27 protein-coding genes are annotated in these 23,334 nt (G+C 65.3%); 14 read left to right on the top strand and 13 right to left on the bottom strand.

The features are described from left to right. Nucleotides 1-19: 19 nt before the first annotated feature. Complete coding sequence (locus tag A5663_RS15115; protein WP_068150483.1) at nucleotides 20-1,069, bottom strand: dihydrodipicolinate reductase; 1,050 nt, start codon at nucleotides 1,067-1,069, stop codon at nucleotides 20-22. Between the two features lie 173 nt (nucleotides 1,070-1,242). On the opposite strand from A5663_RS15115, the gene A5663_RS15110 reads away from it, so the two are divergent. The 3 genes from A5663_RS15110 to A5663_RS15100 are packed head-to-tail and all read left to right on the top strand — an operon-like array spanning nucleotide 1,243 to nucleotide 4,398. Further along, complete coding sequence (locus A5663_RS15110; protein ID WP_068150479.1) at nucleotides 1,243-2,838, top strand: serine/threonine-protein kinase; 1,596 nt, start codon at nucleotides 1,243-1,245, stop codon at nucleotides 2,836-2,838. A 42-nt stretch (nucleotides 2,839-2,880) separates the two neighbouring features. Next, complete coding sequence (locus A5663_RS15105) at nucleotides 2,881-4,071, top strand: lipid-transfer protein (protein ID WP_068150476.1); 1,191 nt, start codon at nucleotides 2,881-2,883, stop codon at nucleotides 4,069-4,071. 18 nt (nucleotides 4,072-4,089) lie between these two features. Then, nucleotides 4,090-4,398, top strand: a complete 309-nt coding sequence (locus tag A5663_RS15100) for a hypothetical protein (RefSeq protein WP_068150473.1) — start codon at nucleotides 4,090-4,092, stop codon at nucleotides 4,396-4,398. Here the strand turns inward: A5663_RS15100 and A5663_RS15095 are convergent. The 6 genes from A5663_RS15095 to A5663_RS15070 all read right to left on the bottom strand — a co-directional run bounded on the left by A5663_RS15095 (nucleotide 4,395) and on the right by A5663_RS15070 (nucleotide 8,541). Continuing rightward, nucleotides 4,395-5,390 carry a YncE family protein gene (locus A5663_RS15095; RefSeq protein ID WP_231976796.1) on the bottom strand — a complete coding sequence of 332 codons (996 nt, stop codon included), beginning with the start codon at nucleotides 5,388-5,390 and terminating at the stop codon, nucleotides 4,395-4,397. The genes A5663_RS15100 and A5663_RS15095 overlap by 4 nt on opposite strands. A gap of 392 nt (nucleotides 5,391-5,782) precedes the next feature. After that, nucleotides 5,783-6,199 carry an STAS domain-containing protein gene (locus A5663_RS15090; RefSeq protein ID WP_068150469.1) on the bottom strand — a complete coding sequence of 139 codons (417 nt, stop codon included), beginning with the start codon at nucleotides 6,197-6,199 and terminating at the stop codon, nucleotides 5,783-5,785. Between the two features lie 70 nt (nucleotides 6,200-6,269). After that, nucleotides 6,270-6,719 (bottom strand): ATP-binding protein, encoded by a 450-nt coding sequence (locus A5663_RS15085; protein ID WP_068150466.1) that lies wholly within the window; start codon nucleotides 6,717-6,719, stop codon nucleotides 6,270-6,272. A gap of 32 nt (nucleotides 6,720-6,751) precedes the next feature. Beyond that, on the bottom strand, nucleotides 6,752-7,099 hold the full coding sequence (locus A5663_RS15080) for an STAS domain-containing protein (protein ID WP_068150463.1): 348 nt from the start codon (nucleotides 7,097-7,099) through the stop codon (nucleotides 6,752-6,754). 127 nt (nucleotides 7,100-7,226) lie between these two features. Beyond that, the gene (locus A5663_RS15075) at nucleotides 7,227-8,159 is read right to left on the bottom strand and encodes an esterase family protein (protein ID WP_231976798.1); all 933 of its coding nucleotides are present in this window, start codon (nucleotides 8,157-8,159) and stop codon (nucleotides 7,227-7,229) included. A gap of 100 nt (nucleotides 8,160-8,259) precedes the next feature. Beyond that, nucleotides 8,260-8,541, bottom strand: a complete 282-nt coding sequence (locus tag A5663_RS15070) for a DUF732 domain-containing protein (protein WP_231976795.1) — start codon at nucleotides 8,539-8,541, stop codon at nucleotides 8,260-8,262. Nucleotides 8,542-8,763: 222 nt separating this feature from the next. Between A5663_RS15070 and A5663_RS15065 the strand changes: the two genes are divergently transcribed. Both A5663_RS15065 and A5663_RS15060 read left to right on the top strand, forming a co-directional pair. Further along, entirely contained in the window at nucleotides 8,764-9,132 is a 369-nt protein-coding gene (locus A5663_RS15065) for a hypothetical protein (RefSeq protein WP_068150457.1), read from the top strand. A gap of 63 nt (nucleotides 9,133-9,195) precedes the next feature. Further along, nucleotides 9,196-9,855, top strand: coding sequence for a hypothetical protein (locus tag A5663_RS15060; RefSeq protein WP_197503411.1), 660 nt, complete (start codon nucleotides 9,196-9,198; stop codon nucleotides 9,853-9,855). A 10-nt stretch (nucleotides 9,856-9,865) separates the two neighbouring features. On the opposite strand, the gene A5663_RS15055 is transcribed toward A5663_RS15060, so the two are convergent. Both A5663_RS15055 and A5663_RS15050 read right to left on the bottom strand, forming a co-directional pair. After that, complete coding sequence (locus tag A5663_RS15055) at nucleotides 9,866-11,104, bottom strand: M48 family metalloprotease (RefSeq protein ID WP_068150451.1); 1,239 nt, start codon at nucleotides 11,102-11,104, stop codon at nucleotides 9,866-9,868. Nucleotides 11,105-11,115: 11 nt separating this feature from the next. Then, nucleotides 11,116-11,664 (bottom strand): TetR/AcrR family transcriptional regulator, encoded by a 549-nt coding sequence (locus tag A5663_RS15050; RefSeq protein WP_068150447.1) that lies wholly within the window; start codon nucleotides 11,662-11,664, stop codon nucleotides 11,116-11,118. A gap of 185 nt (nucleotides 11,665-11,849) precedes the next feature. On the opposite strand from A5663_RS15050, the gene A5663_RS15045 reads away from it, so the two are divergent. After that, nucleotides 11,850-13,061: a cytochrome P450 gene (locus tag A5663_RS15045; RefSeq protein ID WP_068150443.1), complete on the top strand. Its 1,212-nt coding sequence runs from the start codon at nucleotides 11,850-11,852 to the stop codon at nucleotides 13,059-13,061. Here the strand turns inward: A5663_RS15045 and A5663_RS15040 are convergent. Then, the gene (locus A5663_RS15040; protein ID WP_068150440.1) at nucleotides 13,054-13,707 is read right to left on the bottom strand and encodes an SDR family oxidoreductase; all 654 of its coding nucleotides are present in this window, start codon (nucleotides 13,705-13,707) and stop codon (nucleotides 13,054-13,056) included. The genes A5663_RS15045 and A5663_RS15040 overlap by 8 nt on opposite strands. A gap of 160 nt (nucleotides 13,708-13,867) precedes the next feature. Between A5663_RS15040 and A5663_RS15035 the strand changes: the two genes are divergently transcribed. From A5663_RS15035 to A5663_RS15025, 3 genes are all read left to right on the top strand, one after another. Further along, complete coding sequence (locus A5663_RS15035; protein ID WP_068150436.1) at nucleotides 13,868-14,539, top strand: LuxR C-terminal-related transcriptional regulator; 672 nt, start codon at nucleotides 13,868-13,870, stop codon at nucleotides 14,537-14,539. Between the two features lie 152 nt (nucleotides 14,540-14,691). Next, nucleotides 14,692-14,919 carry a hypothetical protein gene (locus A5663_RS15030; protein ID WP_082974157.1) on the top strand — a complete coding sequence of 76 codons (228 nt, stop codon included), beginning with the start codon at nucleotides 14,692-14,694 and terminating at the stop codon, nucleotides 14,917-14,919. A gap of 49 nt (nucleotides 14,920-14,968) precedes the next feature. Next, a complete protein-coding gene (locus A5663_RS15025; RefSeq protein ID WP_068150434.1) occupies nucleotides 14,969-16,177 on the top strand; it encodes a hypothetical protein in 1,209 nt (402 codons plus the stop codon). 21 nt (nucleotides 16,178-16,198) lie between these two features. On the opposite strand, the gene A5663_RS15020 is transcribed toward A5663_RS15025, so the two are convergent. Both A5663_RS15020 and A5663_RS15015 read right to left on the bottom strand, forming a co-directional pair. After that, nucleotides 16,199-16,819: a TetR/AcrR family transcriptional regulator gene (locus A5663_RS15020; protein WP_068150431.1), complete on the bottom strand. Its 621-nt coding sequence runs from the start codon at nucleotides 16,817-16,819 to the stop codon at nucleotides 16,199-16,201. Then, a complete protein-coding gene (locus tag A5663_RS15015) occupies nucleotides 16,812-18,065 on the bottom strand; it encodes a cytochrome P450 (RefSeq protein WP_068150429.1) in 1,254 nt (417 codons plus the stop codon). The genes A5663_RS15020 and A5663_RS15015 overlap by 8 nt, the downstream gene beginning before the upstream one ends. A gap of 389 nt (nucleotides 18,066-18,454) precedes the next feature. On the opposite strand from A5663_RS15015, the gene A5663_RS15010 reads away from it, so the two are divergent. The 5 genes from A5663_RS15010 (at nucleotide 18,455) to A5663_RS22675 (ending at nucleotide 21,809) form a co-directional block, all read left to right on the top strand. Beyond that, on the top strand, nucleotides 18,455-19,135 hold the full coding sequence (locus A5663_RS15010; RefSeq protein WP_068150532.1) for a TetR/AcrR family transcriptional regulator: 681 nt from the start codon (nucleotides 18,455-18,457) through the stop codon (nucleotides 19,133-19,135). Beyond that, on the top strand, nucleotides 19,132-20,070 hold the full coding sequence (locus A5663_RS15005; RefSeq protein WP_068150428.1) for a R2-like ligand-binding oxidase: 939 nt from the start codon (nucleotides 19,132-19,134) through the stop codon (nucleotides 20,068-20,070). Before A5663_RS15010 ends, A5663_RS15005 begins: the two co-directional genes overlap by 4 nt. 121 nt (nucleotides 20,071-20,191) lie before the next feature. Continuing rightward, nucleotides 20,192-20,743, top strand: a complete 552-nt coding sequence (locus A5663_RS15000; protein WP_231976794.1) for a hypothetical protein — start codon at nucleotides 20,192-20,194, stop codon at nucleotides 20,741-20,743. Further along, the gene (locus tag A5663_RS14995; protein WP_068150423.1) at nucleotides 20,740-21,297 is read left to right on the top strand and encodes a hypothetical protein; all 558 of its coding nucleotides are present in this window, start codon (nucleotides 20,740-20,742) and stop codon (nucleotides 21,295-21,297) included. Before A5663_RS15000 ends, A5663_RS14995 begins: the two co-directional genes overlap by 4 nt. Continuing rightward, the gene (locus A5663_RS22675) at nucleotides 21,294-21,809 is read left to right on the top strand and encodes a hypothetical protein (RefSeq protein ID WP_231976793.1); all 516 of its coding nucleotides are present in this window, start codon (nucleotides 21,294-21,296) and stop codon (nucleotides 21,807-21,809) included. The genes A5663_RS14995 and A5663_RS22675 overlap by 4 nt, the downstream gene beginning before the upstream one ends. Here the strand turns inward: A5663_RS22675 and A5663_RS14985 are convergent. Beyond that, nucleotides 21,766-23,085, bottom strand: coding sequence for a hypothetical protein (locus A5663_RS14985; RefSeq protein WP_068150526.1), 1,320 nt, complete (start codon nucleotides 23,083-23,085; stop codon nucleotides 21,766-21,768). The genes A5663_RS22675 and A5663_RS14985 overlap by 44 nt on opposite strands. Between the last annotated feature and the right edge of the window lie 249 nt (nucleotides 23,086-23,334).

Here is a 23,334-nt window from a genome sequence, read left to right as displayed (position 1 = left end):
CTCGAGTGTGCCAGCTCGGCTACCCGAGCCCCGGTGCCGCCTTGCCGCTGATCAACGGCAGCTCGAGATACGTCGCGATCCCGGGTTCGGCGGCGCACACGGCGGGCACGGAGTTCACGCAGTGTGCCGCGGTACCCACGATGCCGTACTCCGGGCCCTCCCCGCCGACGGCCGACTGGAAGCCCTTGACGACGATGTTGACATCCGGGTTGCCCCGCACCTCCATCTCATAGCGCTGCCCTTCGGGGCCGAAAGTCCATGCGGGATCGAGGTTTTCCTCCCCCATCAGCCAGTTGACCGTGACGCGAACGACCGGCTCGTCGTCGACGACGGCCTCCCAGTGGAACTTTCGCCCCGCGACCTGTCCCGGCTCGATGACCCCGATCGGAGACTCGATCGGCGCCGTCGCGACGGCGATCTCCTGCGTCGAGCGGACTCGCGAGTCCGCACGGAAACCGACCTTGTCCACGATCATCTTCACGGCCTGGATGAAGCCGCCGTCGAGCAGCTTCTGCATCGGTCCGCTGAGCGCCTTGTCCGGCACCTCGCCGAACCCCATCACGTGCCGGACGACGTCGGGGGCGTCATAGGTCCGCAGGTCCGAATATTCCTCGGCGCGAACGAAACTCACCGCGGTGGAGAAGGCGGAGAAGAGCAGCGGGAACTTCTCGCTGATCCCGCCGGGGGCGATTCCGGTGCCGTGCAGCGTCGCGTTCCCCGCGATCGCGGCCTCGCGAAGCGGGGCGGCCTGCCGGTCGCTCGGGTAGACCCAGCCGACGGGCGTGATGACGTTCTTGCCCGAGCGCAGCAGGGCCGCCACCTGATCGGCGTCGGGCAGCAGCGGTGAGTAGATCACCGCGTCCGCGTCGAGCCCGAGGATGTCTTCGACGCTGTTCGTCGCGGTGACGCCAAGAGGTTCAGTGCCGATGATCTCGCCGACGTCCTTGCCCGCCTTGTCCGGCGAGTGCACCCAGCAGCCGGCGAGCTCGAGTTCAGGGTGTTCGAGCACTCCTTTGATCGCTGCGACGCCCACACCCCCGGTTGCCCATTGCACGACCCGCAGGCCCATACCGACTCCTTCGCAGCCGAACTAGAACACGTTCTACTCCTGCAGGTTTACACCACGAACCGCACGCGCGACCACGAGTTCACGTTCGGCGATAGAGCCGCATCCGGCGCACTCCCCGATTAGGGTGTTTTCGCCGGCTACCGCACGGCTGCCGCACCGCCCAAGGAGCATCGATGACCGACCCCGAGCGGGAGGGATCACGAGTCGGCTCCCAGATCGGCCCCTATCGGCTGCGGCGGCTCTTGGGCAAGGGCGGCATGGGTGAGGTGTACGAAGCCGAGGACACGGTCAAGGACCGCATCGTCGCGTTGAAGTTGCTGCCCGAGTCTGCCTCGAGCGACCCTGTGTTCCGCAAGAGGCTACAGCGCGAGGCACACTCGGCGGGCCGGCTGCAGGAGCCCCATGTGGTGCCGATCCACGATTACGGCGAGGTCGACGGCCTGCTCTACGTCGACATGCGCATGATCGACGGCACCGATCTGCGCAAGGCGCTCAAGGACTACGGTCCGATGGCGCCCGCGCGTGCGGTGGCGATCGTCAAGCAGATCGCCGCCGCGCTCGACGCCGCTCATGAGAGCGGCATCATGCATCGGGACGTCAAGCCCGAGAACATCATCCTGACCCGCGACGACTTCGCCTACCTCGTCGACTTCGGCATCGCCAACGCCGCCACCGACGAGAAGCTCACCGAACTGGGCACCGCCGTCGGCACCTACGCGTACATGGCACCGGAGCGGTTCACCGGCGACGAGGTGACCTCCCGGGCGGACGTGTACGCGCTGAGTTGTGTTCTGCACGAATGTCTCACCGGTTCCCAGCCGTTCCCCGGCGACAGCGTCAGCGTCGTCATCACCGCCCACCTGATGCAACCCGTCCCGAAGCCCAGCCAACAGCGGCCCGGCGTCCCGGCCGCGCTGGACGCGGTGATCGCCCGTGGCATGGCCAAGAACCCGCAGGACCGCTACGCCACTGCCGGCGACCTGGCCGCCGCGGCGAATGACGCTCTGACACAACGGGATCAGGATCAGACAGCGACGATATTGCAACGCAGCCAGCCGGCGCCGAGCGCGCCGCCACCAGCCGGCTGGCACCACACACCGCCACCAATGCCCCGACCGCCGGGTCTTGCCGGCCACCCGGGACCGCCGGGACCGCCACGCCCGCCGCGCAAGAACACGACGTGGATCCCGATCGCCGTGGCCGCTGCCGTCTTTGCGTTGGTGCTCGGCGCAGTCGGGATTTGGTTCCTCGTCAAACCCGACGACGAGTCGTCCGCGTCGGCCACGAGCGACACCGAGCGCACGACATCCAATGAGCGCACCACCCGGCGCAGCGCACCGAACCCCGACTCGTTCGACGCCAAGCTGCTCGAGCTGCTGCCGAGCGGCTACGACGACACCGTGTGCGAGGCAGTGCACCCGCCGGCCACCGGCGCGTTGGCCACCGTTGATTGCCGGCCACCCGCCGCCGATGGCAGCCCTCCAGACGGGCGATACTCGCTGTTCGCCGACCAGCAGACCCTCGACAAGGCTTTCGACGACTCCGTCGCGGCGAACTCCGAACTGCTGACGTGCCCGAACAGCGACGTCGGCTCACCGACCACCTGGCACTACGACGCGACGCCCGACCAGGTCGCAGGTCGCATCGCGTGCGGCGTCTTCGACGGCAACCAGGACGTGGCGTGGACCAAGAACGTGGATCTGCTGCTGGGTGACGCGCAGAGCGACAACCTCGACGAGTTGCACAAGTGGTGGTTGAAGTACGGCTGACAGGTATGTTTCTGTCAGCGCAGCGCAGCGAAAGGATTGCCCATGGCTGAGCGAGTGTTCGTCGTCGGCGTCGGAATGACGAAGTTCGAGAAGCCCGGCCGCCGCGAGGGCTGGGACTACCCCCAGATGGCCAAGGAGTCCGGCACCAAGGCACTCGAGGACGCCGGCATCCACTACTCCGAGGTGCAGCAGGGCTTCGTCGGCTACGTCGCGGGCGACTCGACATCGGGCAACCGCGCGCTCTACGAACTGGGCATGACGGGCATCCCGATCGCCAACGTCAACAACAACTGCTCGACGGGTTCGACGGCGCTGTTCCTTGCCGCGCAGACGATCCGCGGTGGGCTCGCCGACTGCGCGATCGCGCTCGGCTTCGAGAAGATGCAACCCGGTTCTCTGCAGGGTGGCCACGACGACCGCGAATCGCCGATGGGCAGGCACGTGAAGGCGATGGCCGAGATCGACGAGTTCGGGTTTCCCGTGGCGCCGTGGATGTTCGGCGCCGCCGGCCGCGAGCACATGCGCCAGCACGGAAGCACCGCAGAGCATTTCGCGAAGATCGGCTTCAAGAACCACAAGCATTCGGTGAACAACCCCTACGCGCAGTTCCAGGAGGAGTACACGCTCGACGACATCCTGGCCGCGAAGATGATCTCCGATCCGTTGACCAAGCTGCAGTGCTCGCCGACCTCCGACGGCTCGGGCGCCGCGATCGTGGCCAGCGAGGCGTTCGTCGACAAACATGGTCTCGCGGGCCAGGCGGTGGAGATCGTCGGCCAGGCGATGACCACGGACTTCGAGTCCAGCTTCGACGGCAGCGCCAAGAACCTCATCGGTTATGACATGAATGTCAAAGCGGCACAGCAGGTTTACGAGCAGTCCGGGCTCGGGCCCACCGACTTCCAGGTGATCGAGCTGCACGACTGCTTCTCGGCCAACGAGCTGCTCCTCTACGAGGCGCTCGGGCTGTGCGCTGAAGGCGAGGCCCCGAAGCTGATCGACAACAACGACACGACCTACGGCGGGCGCTGGGTGGTCAACCCGTCGGGCGGGCTGATCTCCAAGGGCCATCCGCTCGGCGCGACGGGCCTGGCGCAGTGCGCGGAGCTGACGTGGCAGCTGCGCGGGACGGCCGACAAGCGACAGGTCGACAACGTCACCGCGGCGCTTCAGCACAATATCGGCCTGGGCGGCGCTGCGGTCGTGACCGCATACCAGCGCGCCGAGCGCTGATGGAGCATCATTGAGGCGATGAGGATCATCCGCGTACTGGCCGCCGCCGCGGGCGCCTGTGGACTACTGGCCGCGCCTGCCGTACTGGCGTCGGCGCAGCAGGAGACTGCCGCCGAAGTGATCGAGAAGCTGCAGAACCAGGGGTACACCGTCCGCATCGACAAGATCGGCACCGGCCCGATGGACAAGTGCGTCGTCACCAGTGTGCGTAACCCGCAGCAGTTCACCCAGTTGAAACCGCTGCTCGGCGGCCATCAGGACGGGGTGCTGTTCCCCGAGGTGATCAGCCAGCCGGTCTCGGTATCGCTGGACTGCAGCGCCCGCTAGCGAAGCGCCGGTTCGAGTTCGCGGACGTCGGCGGCGACGATCGGATCGGTCGCCACGAAATGCGAGTACAGCAGCGGCATCGCCGAGTCGACGGCGAACATCGTCACTCCGCCCGCATAGTCGGCGACATACACCCGGCCGGCGCGCGAGTCGACCGTCACACAGGACGGGCGGCCCTCGACGGTGACAGTGTCGACAACCTTCAACGTGAGTGTGCACAGCACCGCGACGCGGTCATAGTCGACGACGTAGGCCCTGGTCCCGTCCGCTCCCATCGCGAGTTGCGTGGGCGCGCCGCCCAGTTCGACGACGCGGGTGATGCGACCCGTCGACAGATCCACGACGTGCACCAAGCCACCCCGGGCGCGGTCCGAACTCAGGACATAGGCGGTGTCATCGGCGACAGCGATGTCGCGGATCGGTGAGCCGATCCGCACAGCGCGTCCCAGCCGTCCGGTCTCGAGTTCGACGACCACCACCGCGCTGCCGCGGGCGTCGGTGGTCGCGACATAGAGATGCGTGCCGCGCGCGTCGAGCGCCAGGGCGTCGATGCCGATGCCGGCGCCAGTAGCGACGTCGATCGTGCCGACCCGGTCGGCCGGGATGTCGATCACCGCGACGTTGATGTAGCCGTCACCGGTTCGCCCGGCGTACACCCGCTTGCCGTCGGGGCTGACGGCCAGTGCCGTCACGTTGTCTGCCAGCGGATAAGCGGCGATCACCGTCTTCGTGGTGGTGTCGATGACGGCGACCTCGTCCTCCTGGCTCCATGACGACGTGCTCACGTAGGCGCGGTCGTCATGCACGGCGACGGCGAACGGCTCGCCGTTGAGGGCGATCATCGCCTCGGCCGCCAAGGCGCGTCCGTCGAGCACCGCGACGCTGTCGTCGCCGGGATGCGTCACCACGACTGAGCCGGTCCCGGCCGCGGCGATGTCGCCCACGGGTCCCCGATTCAGCGCCGTATGCGCGGCATGAACGTGTTCAGGCATCAAAAAGTCAACCATTGTTCTTCGGTACCTCCGCCGGCATGGCGTTCACCGGCCCTAGACTCCAGGTCATAGCGCACCCGTAGGCGCGATCTCGAAAACGAGTCTAGCGACGGAATCCGACGCGTTTCCGCGCCGAGAACGCCGACCGACGGCGATTGCCGCAACCCTCTCAGACACCGCTTAGAAAAGTCTTCGTTACCTGCCGGCCACCTTCGATGACAAGCCTAATTCCGGCCGCTGAACTGTGGAAACGGTAAATCCAGCATGACTTCGAGAATGAATGTGAAATGGCTCGCTATAACGTTTTCTTATTTTCCGCCGTGAAATTGAGCCCTAGATCACAAAGCGACACGGCAGCAAACCGACCTCAGCGGCCCCGGCGGTCACAATCGCTACGGCTGTCCCACCAACCGCAACGATGCCCGCCCCAAGCGCGTCGGTTCTGACAACAGAGCCCGCGGGATCAACTGCTCAGGGTCGCACAGCGTCAGGACCCTGGCGACGGCCGCGCTGGGCAACACGCTCCAACTCGTCCCCGAGCGGGCCAAACGCGCATTGAGCGCGTGCAGAGCCGCTATGCCGTCGAACGCGAAGAACTCCAGGCCGGAGAGGTCGAGGAGCACGCGACGGGCGTCGCTGACCGCCTCACCTACCGCGGTGGCGAACTCCTTGGCATTAGCGGCGTCGACCTCACCACTGACCGAGACGGTGATACGCCCCGTCCTGCCGCCCGCCCAGGCGCTGGTGGTGACGCTCAACTGGCGCTTGGGCAGAGACGACGGCAGGGAGTGGATGGGCGCGACGGACATCCTGCGCTCGCTTCCTGCGACGGTGACTCAGCATCGCGGCTTTACCCGCCGCGGCCGATGCTCAAACCAGTTACGCGGAAGTCGCGAAGCGCTCTTGTGACAGCAGCGGGCAGTCGTTGAACTGGAGTTGCACGCGCGTACCGGAATCTGATCTGTCGATCGTTGCGCGGTCCGACAGTGCCTGCATCAACTCGATGCCGCGACCGCGGGTGTTCGGCTTGCCGTCCGGCACCTTCTCCAGCCAGCTGCCCTGGTCGCTGACCGTCGTCACAAGCCGGCGATTCCGTCCGTCGTAACGGGCGGTCACCGACATCGTGCCGGGCCTTCCAGACTGGAAGTAGGCGAACTCGGCCGCGTTGGTCAACGCCTCGTTCACCGCGAGCAGCACGTCGCTGAACCGGTCGGCGTCGAACCCGAAATTGGTGCGCAGCCAGTGCGCAAAAGCATTGCGGAACTCGGCAACGGTATGTGCGTCTGCGGGTCCGTTGCTCGAAAATCCAAGTTCCGTCGGAGAGTTCATGGTGAGGTCTGGTTACCCCGTGGGGCCCGTCCTCATGCAGTGAGGTTGTCGAGCGCGACGTCGAGCGTCGAGAAAAGGTCGATCAGATCGGCGATTCCGGTGATCTTCAGTGGTCGGCTGGTGGCCGGCCCGTCCGCGACGACGGCGAACCGGATCTGGGTGCCGTCGGTCTGATTGTGCGTCTCCATCAGCACCTGCATCCCCGCAGACCCGAGAAACTCGACGTTGGTCAGGTCGACGATCAGACCCGTCGGGTCCTTGGCCAGCGCCGCTGCCACGGCGTCCCTCAGTTGAGGCGCCGTGAGCATGTCGAGATCCCCGGATGCGGCGACGACAGCGACGCGGCCCACCCAGTTCTCGTTACAAAGTTGTCCGTCCAACCCTCAACCTCTTGTTTCGGCACCACCGCAGCGGTCATGGCCTCTCACGAGAGGCTGCGGTCTCAACCCGGGCAATAGGGTAGCGAGTTCACCTGACGGACGCACCGGCGGGACCCAACCTGCTCGGTCAGCGTGGAGCGTTCCCGAGAATCCGCACCAGGTCCGGCTTCATCGCCTGCAGCTGCGAACCCCAGTATCCCCAGCTGTGCGTTCCGTCGGCCGGGAAGTTGAAGACCGCGTTGCGCCCGCCCGCTGCCAGGTACTTCTGCTGGAACTCCTTGTTGGTCGACCGCGTGATGTTCTCCAGGAACTGCGCGCTGTACTGGGCGCCGAAGTCCGCGCCGGTGTCGAATTCGGAGATCGCGCCGTTACCGCAGTAGATCCACAGCGCGGTGTTGTTGGCGACCAGCGTCTTGATGTTGACCATCGGGTCGTTGCGCCGCCACGCGGGATCCGACGTCGGCCCCCACATGTTCGACGCGCTGTAGCCGCCCGCGTCCTTCATCGAGAATCCGATCAGAGTCGGCCACAGGCCGTTCGACGGGTTCAGGTAGCCCGACAGTGAGCCGGCGAAAATGAACTGCGTCGGATGCCAGACGGCCAGGGTCAACGCCGCACTGCCCGACATGGACAGCCCGACGACGGCGTTGCCGGTCGGCGCCTGTCCCCGGTTGGCCGCCAGCCACGCGGGCAGCTCCTGGGTCAGGAAGGTCTCCCACTTGTACGTGACGGTGCCGGCGCTTCCCGCCGCCGGCTGGTACCAGTCGGTGTAGAAGCTGGACTGGCCGCCGACGGGCATGACGACCGAGATGCCGGACTGGTAGAACCACTCGAATGCGGCGGTGTTGATGTCCCATCCGCTGGCGTCGTCGCGGGCGCGCAGCCCGTCGAGCAGGTAGACCGAATGCGGCCCGCCGCCCTGGAACTGGACGCGAACGTTGCGGCCCATCGACGGTGACGGCACATCGAGAGATTCCACGGGCAGCCCGTCACGTGAATACGCTGCCGCTGAGGGTGTTTGGACCACCACACCCGCAAAGAGCAGCGCCGCGAACAGCACCGCACAGACCGACTTCACGCCGGCAAGCTAGCAACGCTGTCAGGCCGTAGTCATCGCGCCACGCGCTGCTTGACCAGCTTGTGACCAAACCTCAGCTCGGTCAGCAGTCGAGCTCGATGACCGCGAGGCTGACGATGTCGCCGGCGGCAGGCACCGAGATGCCGAGATCTTTGCTCACCATCATCACCGAGTCGGATGCGGGTACTCCGCGCCCGGCTGCGGCGCAGACCTTGTGCCCCGCGGAGAGCAACTGTTGCGGGGTCAGGAAGACGTATTGATCCTGCAGTTGGCGCAGGAACTCCGATTCGTCCGCAGCTGCCGGCGCGGCGACGGTGACTGCGCCCGCACCGGCGGCGATCAGCGTTCCGATGATGCGTCGCACGGAAATCTCCTTCGAAAGAATCATGTGTCTTGCGGCGCACACGGCAGCGCCGGGAGCGGCGGACGAGCGCGTAGAGCGGACCCCCGAACGCTCTGTTTCTCTCTCTGCCCGCATTGACGGTCGCGTCACACCCTACCTTTGTTAGCGCAGCAAAGCATCTCCACGGCGCTCTTCGCGATACGGTGTGTGCACGCACACAACTTCGCGAGCGAGAGGGTGGCAATGAGGTACAACTCCTTGGCCGCGCGACGATGGATCCTCGCCGGCGGGTTCGCGATCGCGGCGGTGACGCCGACGCTCGGAGTGATCGCGGCCGGCCCGTCGACATCGCCGGCTCAGCTCGCCGACTGCCCGACCGGTGAGGAGCCGGACCTCTACGCCGGCCAGTGCGTTCCGTATCTGGTGCCGAACTCGCACAATGCTGCTGCCACCGCCGTGACGAGCGCCGGATGTCCGCCCGGCGTCAGCGGCGCGGAATGCGGCGGCACGACCGGCAACGAATCCGGTTCCCCGCAGCCCCGGATGCCGGCAGTTGTCCCCCCGCAGCAGCCGGAAGAGGAACTCGCGCAGGTCGTCACGCCGGGGTACTAGCGTCGTCGCCGGTTTCTCGGAAACCAACGGAAGTCACCGTCGGCCTCAACTACTTTGGCTTGTGTGGAACCACCCCACAGCCACGTACGGGACGCTTCCGCTTCGGTGGTACACCACGGGGATTACCTGCACCGCCGCGATGACCACACCCTGTGCGGGCTGGCGCTCGCGAGCCCGACGCCGCTCAGCCACCCGGCCGCGCCAGAAGAACTATGCGCGGACTGTGAGGCGAAACTGACGGAGTACCACCTCGCGTGGTGGCGTGAGCGAGCCCTGACATTGCAGGCCGAGCTCGATGAACTGCGCGCCACGTACGGCGCTGTGGCGCAGAACCTCGAGGCTGCCGCCAATCGAGAAGCGCGCGCCGAGCCCGCCGACGTCGAGCCGGTGTCCTTGCTCGACCATGTGCGGGTCGAACTGTTGGCACTGTGCCGGCAATGCGAAGAAGCGGTCCCCTACTGGCGGTTGAAAACCGCCATGCAGGCGTTCAGCGACAAGCTCAGCGGCGACGAGCGAGTTCTCCTGGCCCAGGAGATCGGTGCCGACGGCTCGCTGATCCGTTGGTGCACAACAGAAGTCGTCACTCTGGGCTGGCAGGTCAGCAACAGTCCGGTCCAGGGCGAGGCCGAGGAGATGTGGGACGCGTGGACCCACGATGCGTACCAGACGCCGAAGAAGAACAAATGGCGACTCGGCCGCGGGCGGTCGCAGGACGCCAGTTGAGCCGACCGGCCTAACGGCGGGCGTCGGCGGCTTTTGCCATCTCGATCCGCTGCATCGCCGGCGGGTGCGTACCGCGAAACAGCAGCACCCACACCGGCGGGTCGGGATCGACGAGCCCGGTGAGCGAGAAGTGTTTCTGAGCCGCGACGGCGCTTGCCGGATCGTCGGTGACGCGCAGCGCGAGCCAATCGGCTTCCGCCTCGTAGTGGCGTGAGACGAAATTCTGTGCAGGCAGCATCAGCACTGAGAATGCGAATGCGCATACCAGGGCAAGCGGTACCACGGCCGGGTTCCGGATGCCTCCGCGACGCTCGGTGGCCCAGGCGATGGCCGCCAGGACCGGGATCACGAAAAGAGCGAACCACGCGCAGCGCTTCCAGACGTGATTGCGCGCGACGTGAGCCAGTTCGTGCGCGGACACCCACACGATCTCGCCCTCCGAGAAGCGACCGTCGAGCAGCGTGTCGTCGAGCACGACGTGGCGTGTCGGGCCAATGCCCGACACCCGTGCGTTGGCGACCGTCGTGCGACGGCTGGCGTCGGAGACGTCGACGGATTCGATGTGGACGCCGAGCCGGTCCGCGAGCCTTTCGACGTGCGCAGCGAGGTTGTGATCAGTGACCGGTGTGAAGCGGTTGAACAGCGGCTCGATCACGAGTGGCTGGGCGAGCACGACCAGCACGGCCAGTACTGCGACGGCGCCGCTTGCGAAAACCCACCACCGTCGTCCGATGCGCACGGCGAGGTAGACCACGGCGGCGACCGCCAGCACCACTACGACCGTCGTCACCAGAAGCCCGAGCGACCGGTCCACAAGCCACGCCCCGTAGGCCTGCGACCTGAGGCCGTAGCGCCGATACCACCAGAGCTCGACCGCATCTATCGGCGTCGTCGCAAGCCAGACGGCAATCCAACAGCACGCCGCGACTGCCGCGCCGCACCGCACATGAGCCGTCGGCGGCAATCTCAACAAACGCCGGACGACGGCGGCGAGGCGGCGGCCTTGCCAGGCGAGCACTGCGAGTACCGCCAGCTCCACAAGAGTCGACACGACCCAGAACCAACCGGCCACGGAAGTGAACTGGTGTATGCGGTCGAGTTCGGTCGTGGAGAAGTAGCTTTCGGTGTCGAGGTGCGGCATGTCGAGCACCGGCACCTCCGTACGCAGGAGCAGGAACGCCGACGCCATCCACAGCGTCGCGCCCAGCACGAAACCCAGCAGCGTTCGTCGTCGCGCGAGGCTGGGCATTCGTATCGGCATCATCCGGCGAAGGCGGGGGCGATGAAACGTCGCAGCAGCCGCTCCTCGACGGCTTCGTCGGCGGTCGGCCAGTAGGCGAAGGACACGACCACGCGAACGATCCACTGCGCCGCCTCCGGATCGTCGTCGGTGATTCCGGTGAGGTCTGCGGCGATTCTGCGCAGCACGGTCGACGAATGCAGGTCGCCCAATTGTGTTGCAGTGCCTGGGGAAAGCGTCAACCGCCGAATCGGGTCCGCCCTGATCTGGTCGAGAGCCACCTTGATCGCGGTGATGACCCGCTCCGATCCGCTCAGCCCGTCGACCGCCTGGCGAACCGTATCGACGACCCGCGCGGCAAGCCGCGTCAGCACCGCGTCGCGGATTTGCGTTTTCCCTCCGGCATAGCGGTAGATCGTGGCCCGGGAGCAATGCAGCCGGGCCGCCAGGGTGTCGATGTCGAAGGCATCCAGTCCCCTGGCGACGACGAGTTCGGTGGCGGCGTGATAGATGCGGTCGGCGGCGGCCTCGCGGCGGGTGCCGCCGACAACCCAGTCTTCGCGAGCCATCTATCCCCCATGCGTTCGGTGTAGGCACATCTTCTCAATGTTGAGACGAATTCGCGGGTTGATCTCAGAATCGATGCAGGTGAGCGGGTGCTCGGTGAGACGGTACCGTCTGGCGGTGCGCGCTCGGGATTTCGACTTCGGCGGAATGTGTTGACGTGCAACCGGGTTCGCGTCAGCGTTGGAGAATGGATGGTGCGCTCGGACTCGCGCTCTTCGACGATCGCTACGTTCAGGACCCGTATCCGCTGTATGCGCGGATGCACGAGACCGGACCGGTCCACCGCGTCGGGAACTCAGGCTTCTACGCCGTGAGCAGTTGGGACGCCGTCAGCGAGGCGATCAATCGCTGCGACGACTTCTCCTCGAACCTCACCGCGACCATGGTCTACCAACCCGGGAGCGGCGTGTCGGCCTTTCCGGTCGGTGAACTCGGCGGCCCCACCCAAGCGCTGGCGACGGCCGACGAGCCGTCGCACGCGGTTCACCGGAAAGCGTTGCTGCCGCAGCTGGCCGCCAAGCGCATCCGTGCCTTCGAGCCGTTCATCGCGGACACCGCCGGGGTGATCTGGGACAGCCACGCCGGCGGCGGAAGCATCGAATGGATGGCGGCGATGGCCAACCGGTTGCCGATGATGATCGTCGGGCGAATCATCGGCGTGCCCGACGCTGACGTCGACAGGCTCATCCGGTGGGCCTACTCCGCGACCCAGGTCGTCGAGGGACTCGTCACGCAGGATCAGATGGAAGCTGCGGGCGTCGCGGTGATGGAACTCGGCGCCTACATCACCGAACAGTTCAGGCAGGCGGCGGCGGACCCGCAGGACGACCTGCTGGGTGACCTGGCGGCGGCGTGTGCCGATGGCAGGCTCGACGACATCACGGCGCTCGCCATGATGATCACGCTGTTCAGCGCCGGCGGGGAATCCACCGCCTCGCTGATCGGTTCCGCGGCATGGCTTCTCGCGTCCCGCCAAGACATGCAAGAGCAGGTGCGCGACGAGCCGCAACTGCTCGACGCGTTTCTCGAAGAGACACTGCGTTATGAGCCGCCGTTTCGTGGCCACTATCGACATGTGGTGAACGACACCGAGCTTGGTGGCGTCGAGCTGCAAGCGGGCTCACGGCTTCTGCTGTTGTGGGGTGCGGCAAATCGCGATCCGGCACACTTCGACGACCCCAACGAGTTTCGCTTGGATCGGACTGCCGGCAAGGGACACATCAGCTTCGGCAAGGGCATTCATTTCTGCGTGGGAGCGGCGCTGGCCCGGTTGGAGGCCAGAATCGTTGTCGCCCAGTTGCTCGAGCGGACATCCTCAGTGGAAGCGGCTGATGTCGGCCGGTGGTTGTCGAGCCTCCTGGTGCGCAGGCTCGAGCGTCTCGAGTTGTCACTCAGCTGAGGTTGCTCAGTGCATCTTCGATCGGCACATCGCCGTTGTTGAACTCGATGGTGTTGCCGACGGTGCTGTCGTCGGCGAGGCAGGCCGCCGCGACCAGCGCGACGTCTTCTCGTGAGACGTCCCCGTCAGCGGCTTCGGGTCCGACGGCGATGCGGCCGGTGGCCGGCTCGAGGGTCAGCCGACCGGGCCCGAGAATTGTCCAGCGCAGGGTGCTGGCGCGTAGGTGCCCATCGGCAGCGGCCTTCGCTTCGGCGTAGTGGAAGAACGAATTGTCCTTCGGGACACCATGTTTTGGCCCGGCGCCGAAATAGGAAACCATGATGAATCGGGGCACTCCGGCGCGCTCGGCCGCGTCGATGACGCGGATTGCGGCGTCGCGGTCCACGGCGTAAGTGCGCGTCGGGTTGCCGCCGCCGGCACCGGCGGAGAACACGACCGCGTCGTGTCCGGTCAACATGTCGGCGAGCGCGTCGGTGTCGAGGTTCTCGATGTCGGCGACCACCGGATCCGCTCCCGTCGCCCCGACGTCGTCGGAGTGACCCGGGTTGCGGAAGACCGATTTCACTTCGTCGCCGCGGTCGGTGAGGATTGCGGCCAGCCGCAGGGCGACCTTGCCGTGGCCACCGATGATCAGGACGCGTGCCATGACCCCAATGTAGCCGCGGGTGCCGGTTGGTGCCGTGATGCGCTTTGTTGCCTCGCAGAGGTTTTCGGTTCGATTTGACTCAAGCCGAACTCACGCCCGGCGAAGCGGTGCTTTCATGGGGCGAGCAACTGCAACGCGCGATGTAGGGGAGATCTGTGGGGTGACATCGCCAATCGAAGGTGAACGTTCGACATCAATCGTCATCGTTGGCAGCCATCGCGTCGTATACGCCGGCATCGAGGCGTTGTTGAATCGACACCCGGGCATCGACATCATCGGCTATTTCGCCGGTCCGGCGGAGTTCGCGGCGGCGCACTGGACCGCGACGCCGGGCCCGGTGGTGTTGTTCGACCTGCCGTGTACGGGCGGTGGACCAGACTTGGATGCGCTTCGTCAGATCTGCGACTCAGGCCACCGCGTCATCGTCTACACGTGTCTGGTCGACGACGACGTCGTATCAGCCGCGCTGTCCGCGGGCGCCGTCGCGTGTATTGCCAAAGACGAGCCCGAACACGCGCTGGCAGCGGCGATCCATGCCGCGCGCGGCGATCGTCCGCAGATCGTCCCGAGGATGGCCCAACTGCCGCGCAATGGCCGTCGGAGGGCCCGCCCGCATCTGAGCCGCCGAGAACAACAAGTGCTCATCGCCTGGTTTCAGACCGAGAACAAGGATGCGGTTGCCGAAAGGTTGTACATCGAGCCGTCCACGGTGGCGACCCACCTGCAGAGAGTGCGGGCGAAGTACGCGGCAGTCGGCAGACCAGCACCGACCAAGGCGGCTCTGGTCGCAAGGGCGATCCAGGACGAGATTCTCAGCGTCGACGATCTGTGACGTTCGAGGCCGGTGTCATCTGAACAGATGAACTCGCCGATTTTCTGGCAGTTAGCTGTATAACGCTTGCGTTAATAAAGCCCAAGCCGCGGTCGAGCCGACGCTTCGTCGGAAATACGCGGTGGCCGGGTAAAAGACGAAAGGGCACAAGCATGATGAAAGCGATCGCCGCCGGGGCGCTGGCCGTGGGCGGGTTGCTGACTCTTGGCGTGGGCGTGGCAAACGCCGACGAGGTCCAGGTGGAGGGCGGGTACGCGACGCTGGCCGCCTGCCAGGTCGACGGTCCTAACGTCGAGATCGCCCAAGGAGACGCCAATTACGGGCATTGGGATTGCCGCCAGGACGGCGATGGCCTCTGGTACGTGTGGTTGAGCAGTTGATGGCAGCAGGGCCGACGGACAGGGGTTCCGCAGTCGACAGAAAGATCGGATGAACGAAGTTCGAAGCACCGTCTACCGGCGCTGCGCTCTCACCCTTGCGTCGGTCGCGGTCACGACGACCGTGTGTCTCGGAGCGGTACCGTCCGCTTGGGCCGATCCGTTCGACGACGACGGCGGCTCATCCGAGATCGCGGGCGATTCCGGTTCCCACGACGACCCTGCCGACGGGCCTGCCGCGCCGGACCTCGGCGAGCCGGGCGGCGACCAGCCCGGCTCCGCACCGGAGGCTCCTGGTCCCGACGCGGATCAACCGGGCCCCGCCGGAGCGCCGGAGGATCCGGGTGACCCGGGTTCGAACGTCGCCGACCCCGCCGTCGATGCCGACACTTCCGCACCCGACATCGCCGAGGTGTCGCAGGAGGCCTTCGACGAGGCGCAGCACACCGATGCGGTGGATGTCGACTCGTCGGCCGCATCCGAGACTGAGGTCACCGAGCTCACCGAGTCCCTCGACTCGATGGTCAGCACCACGACCAGCTCCACGTCGTCGACGTGGAGCAGCCAAGTGACGCAATGGAACTCGTCGTGGACGACGTATGACAACTGGTACCGTCCGGTCTTCACCAATCCGTACAGCACGCCGCTTGAGCTCATCTACTTCTACGACAACGCCACCCGGGTCTTCGAGGTCCCGTCGATGCAGCGCGCGGTGCTCACCGCCCCTGATGCAGGTGTTTATAGCTTCACTGCGGTGAACCGGGATTCATCGGGTAAGCCGGCGACGGTCTCCACCGGGAGCTTCTCCGGTGGTGGTTACCGGCCGGCCCCGGGTCAGCCGCCTCCCGCAAAGCCCAAGCCGCCAACGACTTTCAAGAATGTCCTGGTGCAACTCAAGTACAACGACGGGGCGTCGAAGCCGTTCCGGGTCAAGACTCTGGCAGACCTCGGCGACGATCCGTCGGTCGGCGGCCGCCGTGTGCTGCTCGACGGCGAGACCCCCGCATGGGGAACGTGGAGCAAGACCGGTGGCGGTGAGCGCTTGTTCGAGGTCACCAGCACCCAGCAATTGCCCGGCCTCAGCAAGCCGTCGCAAAGTCCACTGCCGGGGTATCAGGTACAGCTTGCCAACGACGAGGCGGCCCCGGCAGAGAAGACGTGGGTCACACCGTTGGTCATCGTCGCGGCCGTCGCCGCAGTGCTGGCGGTCGGTGCGGTTCTGTTCTTCGTGCTGAGGCGCGGGCAGCGTACGGCGCCGTAGCGCACGATTCCGCAGAGACGTTCAATAGATCGACAGCGACTGCAGCCGTCGATAGAGGATCGCTGGACCGAGCCATCGCGCAACAAAGCGGCGTAGTTCGATCCCGTCGCGTGGTTGCCGGCCGGGATCGGTCAGGAGGGACTGCACTGTGCGCAGGGTCATTTCAACGAGTTCATGAAGCGCGGCGGTGTCGAAGCCGTGCAGCTTCCAATCGACTTCGAGGCGGCGGAAGAACGACAAGCAGAATGTGACCGCCGTGTCGGAAGTCAGCGACGTGACGGCTTCGCCTTCATCTCGGCGGGTCAGCAGACTCTCCAGCTGAGGGTCACCGGAGAGGTGCTCCACGCCGAACGAAACGCTCTCGACCACTGCGGCGACCGGGTCGTCAAGCCCTCTCGCGTGTTCTGCAACCTGGTCGAGGAACCCGTTGACGGCGCGCATCGAGCTGGCGATGAGCAGCGCGTCAGCATTGGGAAAGTAGCGGTACACGGTTTGGCGAGTGACACCGAGCCTGCGGGCGACGTCGGCCAGACGTATTGCCGGTCCGCGTTCGGCGACCTCTTCGTCAACTGCGGTCAGAATTCGCGAGATCGCCTCCTCGTCCGAGGATGGGGTCACACCCGCCCAGCCCCGACTACGCATGTGCCGTCACCAGGCTTTCGCAGGTGAATTCGATCGGAAGAGTTGTCGGACCGGTCATTCCCAGCAGTGATTTCCACGGTGCCGCACCGACGCGCTGGGGAGCGGTGAGCCGGCGCGTGAGGACTGTGAGTGCTTCCGCCAGTTCACGGCGGGCGAGGTTCGCCCCGAGACAGTAGTGCGCGCCACCGCCGAAGGTCAGAATTGCAGGCACACCCTGGCGCGCGATGTCGAAGCGGTCCGCATCGTCATAGATCGCTGGATCACGATTAGCCGCAAGGGTATTCGCGAATACAAAGGTTCCTGCTGGAAAGATGTAACCACCGAACTCGACGTCCTCGACGGCGACTCGCGGCACGATACTGGCCGCGGGCGAGTGGCGCATGCTCTCCTCGACCGCCTGCATGGCAAGTTCCGGGTGGTCGCGCAGCTTCGCCCATTGATCTGGATGTTCGCAGAGCACCTGCACCGATGCGGCCAGTTGGTTCCGGGTCGTATCCGTTCCGGCCATCAGGAAGCCGGCCGCCAGCATGCGCAGCTCGCCGAGATCGAGACGGTCACCGTCGCTTTCGGCGCGGATGAGTTCGGAGAGCAGATCATCGGTCAGACTGTTTCGACGGGCGGCGACCATGTCGTCGACGTAGGCGTCGAGCTCCCCCCATGCACGCATGATCGCGGACTCGTCGAAGGCGGCATCCGGCTGGAAGTTGAAAGCTTTGAAGATTTCCTCCGTCCAGTCCGAAAACAGCTGCCAATCCTCGCGAGGCGCACCCAGCAGTGCGCAGATGATCGGGGTGGGATACGGACGCGCGATGTCGGTCACGACATCGCACCGTCCCGCTTCCGCCACCTGATCGATCAGCCCGTTCACCACCTCGTGGATCGTGTCTTGTAGACGTGCTGTCGCGCGCGGAGTGAACGCCTTGGAAACCAGTTTGCGCAAACGAACATGTGGGTCTCCCTCCAAACCCAGGAGGCTGTTGGCCAGCTTGTCGTACAACGGGCCCGACGTTATGCCTTGCGCTGCCAGGGTGATACCGGGAGGAAGGCGGAATCTGTTGTCGCGCAGTATCTCCCGAACCGAACTGTAAGACAGGATTTCTGGGCCGAGAGGGCCTATTGCGATGGGCGCGCACGATTGCGCCCTTCGGACATCATCGAGGATGTCATGTGGGGTGGCCGTGAGGCTGTAGTCCAATGTGGGCAGCCCAGCTTCAAAGACGCTAGGGGCGGCACGGTGAGCGTTCATCGATGCCTCGACTTCCCTCGGAGGCCCGTTAGGGTGGGTAGAGACGTATTGAGCATAAGTGTATGACCATCGGCTGAACTGGTCAACGCATTTTCGCATATGCGCTGTTACGAGGCAGTTACTGACCGCTGTGGTCATACGTTTTAACTTTTAGCGTCTGACCAGGTGAAACGGCCTGAGACTCGATCGTCGCGTCGATGATCGCCTTGCCAGCGCAAACCGTATTGCTGCGGACAATGATCCTGACGCACAACGGTTCTCGATTGGTTGCGGCCTCACATCGCGCCGGTCGAGGGCCCTTGTGCGTTTGGGCTGTCACCGTCCGCCGCCACTTGACCGTGACGCCGATCACAGTAATATGACCAGTGGTCATCCGTGAGGAGGTGGCGATGCCGACGGTGACATGGGCCCGAGTCGACCAGAGCCGCCGCGCCGCTGTGGTCGAAGCCGCAGAGGCCGAGTTCGGCGCGCACGGCTACTCGCAAGGCAGCCTGAACGTCATCGCGCGCCGCGCGGGTGTCGCAAAGGGCAGCCTGTTCCAGTACTTCGCGGACAAGCGCGACCTCTACGCATACATCGCCGACCTCGGCAGCCAGCGGGTGCGTGCACACATCGAAGATCGAATCCGCGAGCTCGACCCGAGCCGCCCGTTCTTCGAGTTCCTCACCGATCTGCTCGACACGTGGGTGGCATACTTCGCCGACCATCCACAGGATCGCGCGTTGCACGCCGCGTCGAGCTTTGAAATCGACACCGACGCCCGCGTTTCGGTGCGCACGGTCATCCACCGCCACTATCTGGAGGTGCTGCGTCCGCTGGTGCGCGGTGCGCACGCGCGCGGCGATCTGCGTGCCGATTGCGACACTGACGCGCTGCTGTCGCTGCTGCTGATGATCTTCCCGCACATGGCGCTGGCCCCCTACGTGCGCGGCATGGATCCCATTCTCGGGCTCGACGACCCCACGCCGGATCAACCGGCGCTCGCGGTGCGCAGGCTCGTGTCCGTCCTCGCGGACGCATTCTCTTCCCACAGCCCAGCCGAAAAGACGACCAAGGAGGTCCAAAGATGACACGGAAGAATTCGGCGTCGCTCGATGCGGGTGGCCTCAACTGGGACAGCCTGCCGTTGAAGTTGTTCGCCGGCGGCAACGCGAAGTTCTGGAATCCCGCCGATATCGACTTCTCCCGCGACCGGGAGGATTGGGAGTTGTTGAGCGAACGCGAGCGCGATTACGCCGCTCGACTGTGCGCGCAGTTCATCGCCGGCGAGGAGGCCGTCACGCAAGACATCCAGCCCTTCATGGCGGCGATGCGGGCCGAAGGACGTCTGGGCGACGAGATGTATCTGACCCAGTTCGCGTTCGAGGAGGCCAAGCACACCCAGGTGTTCCGGATGTGGCTGGACGCCGTCGGGTTGACCGACGACTTGCATCACTACCTCGACGAGCTCCCGGCGTATCGGCAGATCTTCTACGAGGAACTGCCGGCTTCGTTGGAGGCGTTGAACGCCGACCCGTCCCCCGCCGCGCAGATTCGCGCATCGGCGACCTACAACCACGTCATCGAAGGCATGATGGCATTGACGGGATACTATGCGTGGCATCGTATTTGCGTGGACCGCGGCATTCTGCCCGGCATGCAGGAGTTGGTGCGGCGCATCGGTGACGACGAGCGGCGCCACATGGCATGGGGCACTTTCACTTGCCGGCGCCACGTCGCTGCGGACGACTCGAACTGGCAGGTGTTCGAGGAGAGGATGAATCAACTCATCCCGTTGGTCCTGCAGAACAGCGATGACGGGTCCGCACTGTACGACGAGGTTCCGTTCGGATTGGCGGCAGACGAGATCAAGCAGTACGCAAGTGACAAGGGAATGCGCCGATTCGGCACCATCAGCAGTGCCCGGGGCCGCCCTGTCGGTGAGATCGACCTGGACTACTCGCCGCTGACGCTGGAGGACAGCTTCGCCGACGAGGACAGGAAGGCGCTGGCCGCCTCGGCGTAGACGGTGTCTCCAGTCGGTCGAACCAAAACCTGACGGATCCCTACTAGCATCCAGCAACGTGGGTGGCGAACCTCCGGTCCGCGTGACGCGGACGCGTCGAGTGGCGCAGAGGTTGTCCCGATTGAACTTCGCGAAGCTCAGACGCGTCGCGCTTCTGCTGGTTCTGGCAGCCACCGCCGCGTTCGGCGGCCTCGACACGGTCGATAAGCGCGTCACCCCGTTCAGTGTTGCGGAGAAGTTCAGCGACGGTCAGTTCACGATCACCGTCGAGCGAGCGCGGTTCCTGCGCGAACTCAAGGGCGGCATCGCGACCATCGGCACCGCCCAGCCGGGCAAGGTGTACCTCGGCGTGGTGGCGAACATGGAAAACACCGGCACCGTGCCCGGACGCCTGCGCAATCTCTTCGACCTGCAGGATCTGCCCGATGCAGAATTTTTCGGAGCGTTTCGGTACCGCGACGGTTCATCGCTCCAAACCCTGGGCCCGGGCCTGACCGAACAGTTGGTGTTCACGTGGCTGCTGCCCGAATCGAGCGCGCAGCCGGTTAAGGCGGTGACGATCCGGGTGTGGAAGAAGGTGTATACGCAACTGATGGTCACGTACGGCGGCAAGGAGTGGATCGATACCGACGATTACGGCCAGAGTGTCGTTCCGGTGCAGGGACTCACATGAAACCGCGCACGCGTCGGGCGCTGGTCGTGATCGCCACTGTCATCACGATCGCCGCGGCCGCCGTGGTATGGCAAAACCTTCCGACACCGCCGGACATCACCGGACCGTTCGACGTGCACGGCGACGCGGGGCAACGCACCGCCGGCCGCGATATCGCGGTGACGGTCACCGACGTCCGTGTTACCCCGATGGTGAATTCCGTTGCTCCCGCGGGCATTTGGGTGGTGGTCGATGCCACCGTGGAGGCGCCGATCAGCACCGAGCTGCCCCGCAGTGATTTGATCGTCGGGCCGAATACGTACACCCCCACCGACCGCTTCTTCCTCAAGACCCTCCGCAACGACGTCAGTCCCGGATTCGAGCAACGAGGATCGTGGGTGTTCGACGTCGCGCCGGCGTTGGTTGCGCCCGGGTCGTCCGAGCCGGTGACGCTGCGGGTGTGGACGGGTTTCGACGAGCAACTCGATTCTCGACTGATCATCGATATTCCGCGTGCGGACATCGACCGAGCACAGGCCGTGACACTCGAACCTCCCGGGGACAGTGCCTCATGAGAAGTTGGTTGTCAGCGCTGTGGGTGCGGAACCTGATCGGGGCCGTCGTTGCGGTGGTGGCACTAGTCGTCGTCATCGCGACCACGCTGGGCGATCAATGGGTGAAGTACCGCCAGACGACGGTGCCCGAAGTTGTTGTGGCGAAAGGCCAATCAGGCACCGCCGGCGGGTTCACCTGGAGAGTCGAAACGATCAAGCACATGAACCGCAAACCCCTACGGTTCGGACCCGACCTGCCCGATGGTGCTGTGCTGACGGTCATCACGGTGGACAGGTCGGGTCCGGCACGCGAGAATCCGGCGACCTGCGATGGTGTCATCACCGACGGCGCACGACGGTGGGCGTCCGAGAAGGCGGGCGGAATCGCACCGATGCCACGCGACGGTGTCTCTATGCGATGTGAGAGACCCGGCCCGCAGCAGTTCGCATTCGTGCTGCCCCAGCACGTGGTGCCGACTGCACTCGACGTCACGACCTCTGAGGGTCGACTTCTGGTGCGGATGCTGCTGTAGCGTCTTCCTTTTCGAGCTGCTCGAGGCAATACGCCACCGTCGATGCGATCAGACAGATTCGCAGCGGTTCGATGATCAGATGCGAGGCGACGGCGATCGTCTCGGCGAAGCCGTGCCAGAAGTTCAACGGATGCGGTCCGAGAAGCCATGCCACGAACCGGAATAGATACCCGTTGCCCACTTCGGGGTGGTAGAAGGCGCCCGACATGTCGAGCCATGCCAATCCGAGGTATCCGAAGATGTACAGGGACAGGGCGAACACGCCGCCGTGGAGGATGAGGCGCGCCGAGTCGGCGATGGTGCTGTAGTTGCCCAGCTTGGAGAGCAGCCAGGAGCGCACCTTGTCGCCGAGTGTTTTGGGCACGTCCCATCCACGCTCTTCGAGCCTCTTTCGGCTCGCGGCCGCGCGGTCGATCATCACGTCGGCGCGCCTGCCCACAACGCGGCGGGCGGCGCGGCGCCAGTCCGGCATGGATACGCCGTACACGATGCCTGCGACGGCGAGCCAGAGTAGCGGGATCGTGGCTCCCCCGAACACCGTCCGCAGCACCGCCATTGCGGCGTCCCAGACGGCCTCCAGACCCGCAAAGTGCGAAAACAACTCGGCGCGTGTGTCGTTGAACCAAACGATGATCCGCCGCTCGCCGATCCAGCCCATCGGGTTGATCACCCAGCCGACACCTTCGCTGGCGGCGAAAGTCAAGGTGAGGAACACCCAGAGAGCGTCGACGTAGACGCGTACGGCGATCATCCAGCCCGGCAGCTTGTCTTTCAGCTTGCTGAGGACATAACGAAGGACCAACGCCGAAATGATGATGGCCCATGTGGTCGTGCTGACCGGCAGCTGGTCGGGATGAAGCTGGGTGGGGGGCTCGCTCGATGTCAGAGCCTTGGTCACGGAATCGTTGATGCGATAGTTGAGCGCGACCGTCTCGAACTCGAGCCAGTCCTCTGCGAACAGCTTCCACGCCAGATAGATCGCGAAGAACGGCACGATGATGTTGGCGAACACGTCGATGCTGCGGGCCGACCGCCGCGGCAGCGCCGCGAGCGCGGGAATCGCCGAGCGCAGCACCAGGAACATCGCCACGTATGAACCGAGCCGCGCCATACCGGCGAAGGGCATGATCAGCGAGGCCCAAACGTCGTTGTCCCAGCCGACCCAGGCCGCCAGTTCGATGGCGCCCTTGCGCCCCAGCCACCCCAACAGATACAGCGCCGCGAGTTGCGGAAAGTGGCGCCACCACAAGTCGAACGGTCGCAACACGTAGCGCACGGCCACATCTTAGGGCGGTTGCGGTCGCGGCCGCGGGCTGACGAGCCGATCCGCTCGCTGCGTCGGGTCAGCGCCTCGGTAGGTTTGACTCACCCGCTAAGCGCTGCAAATGACGGAGACGCTTTTTCCTGCTCAAGCACAATGGGATGCGCGACAGGCAGCAGAGGCCTCTCAGCAAGCTCGAGCGCGGCCTGACTTCGGTCTGTTCGTTGAAGGGCGTGTATTCAACTGGTGAAAGATTGCGTTATC

The organism is Mycobacterium sp. E740, from assembly GCF_001672895.1.
GTDB lineage: Bacteria > Actinomycetota > Actinomycetes > Mycobacteriales > Mycobacteriaceae > Mycobacterium.
This window is presented reverse-complemented; position numbering and strand designations above follow the sequence as displayed.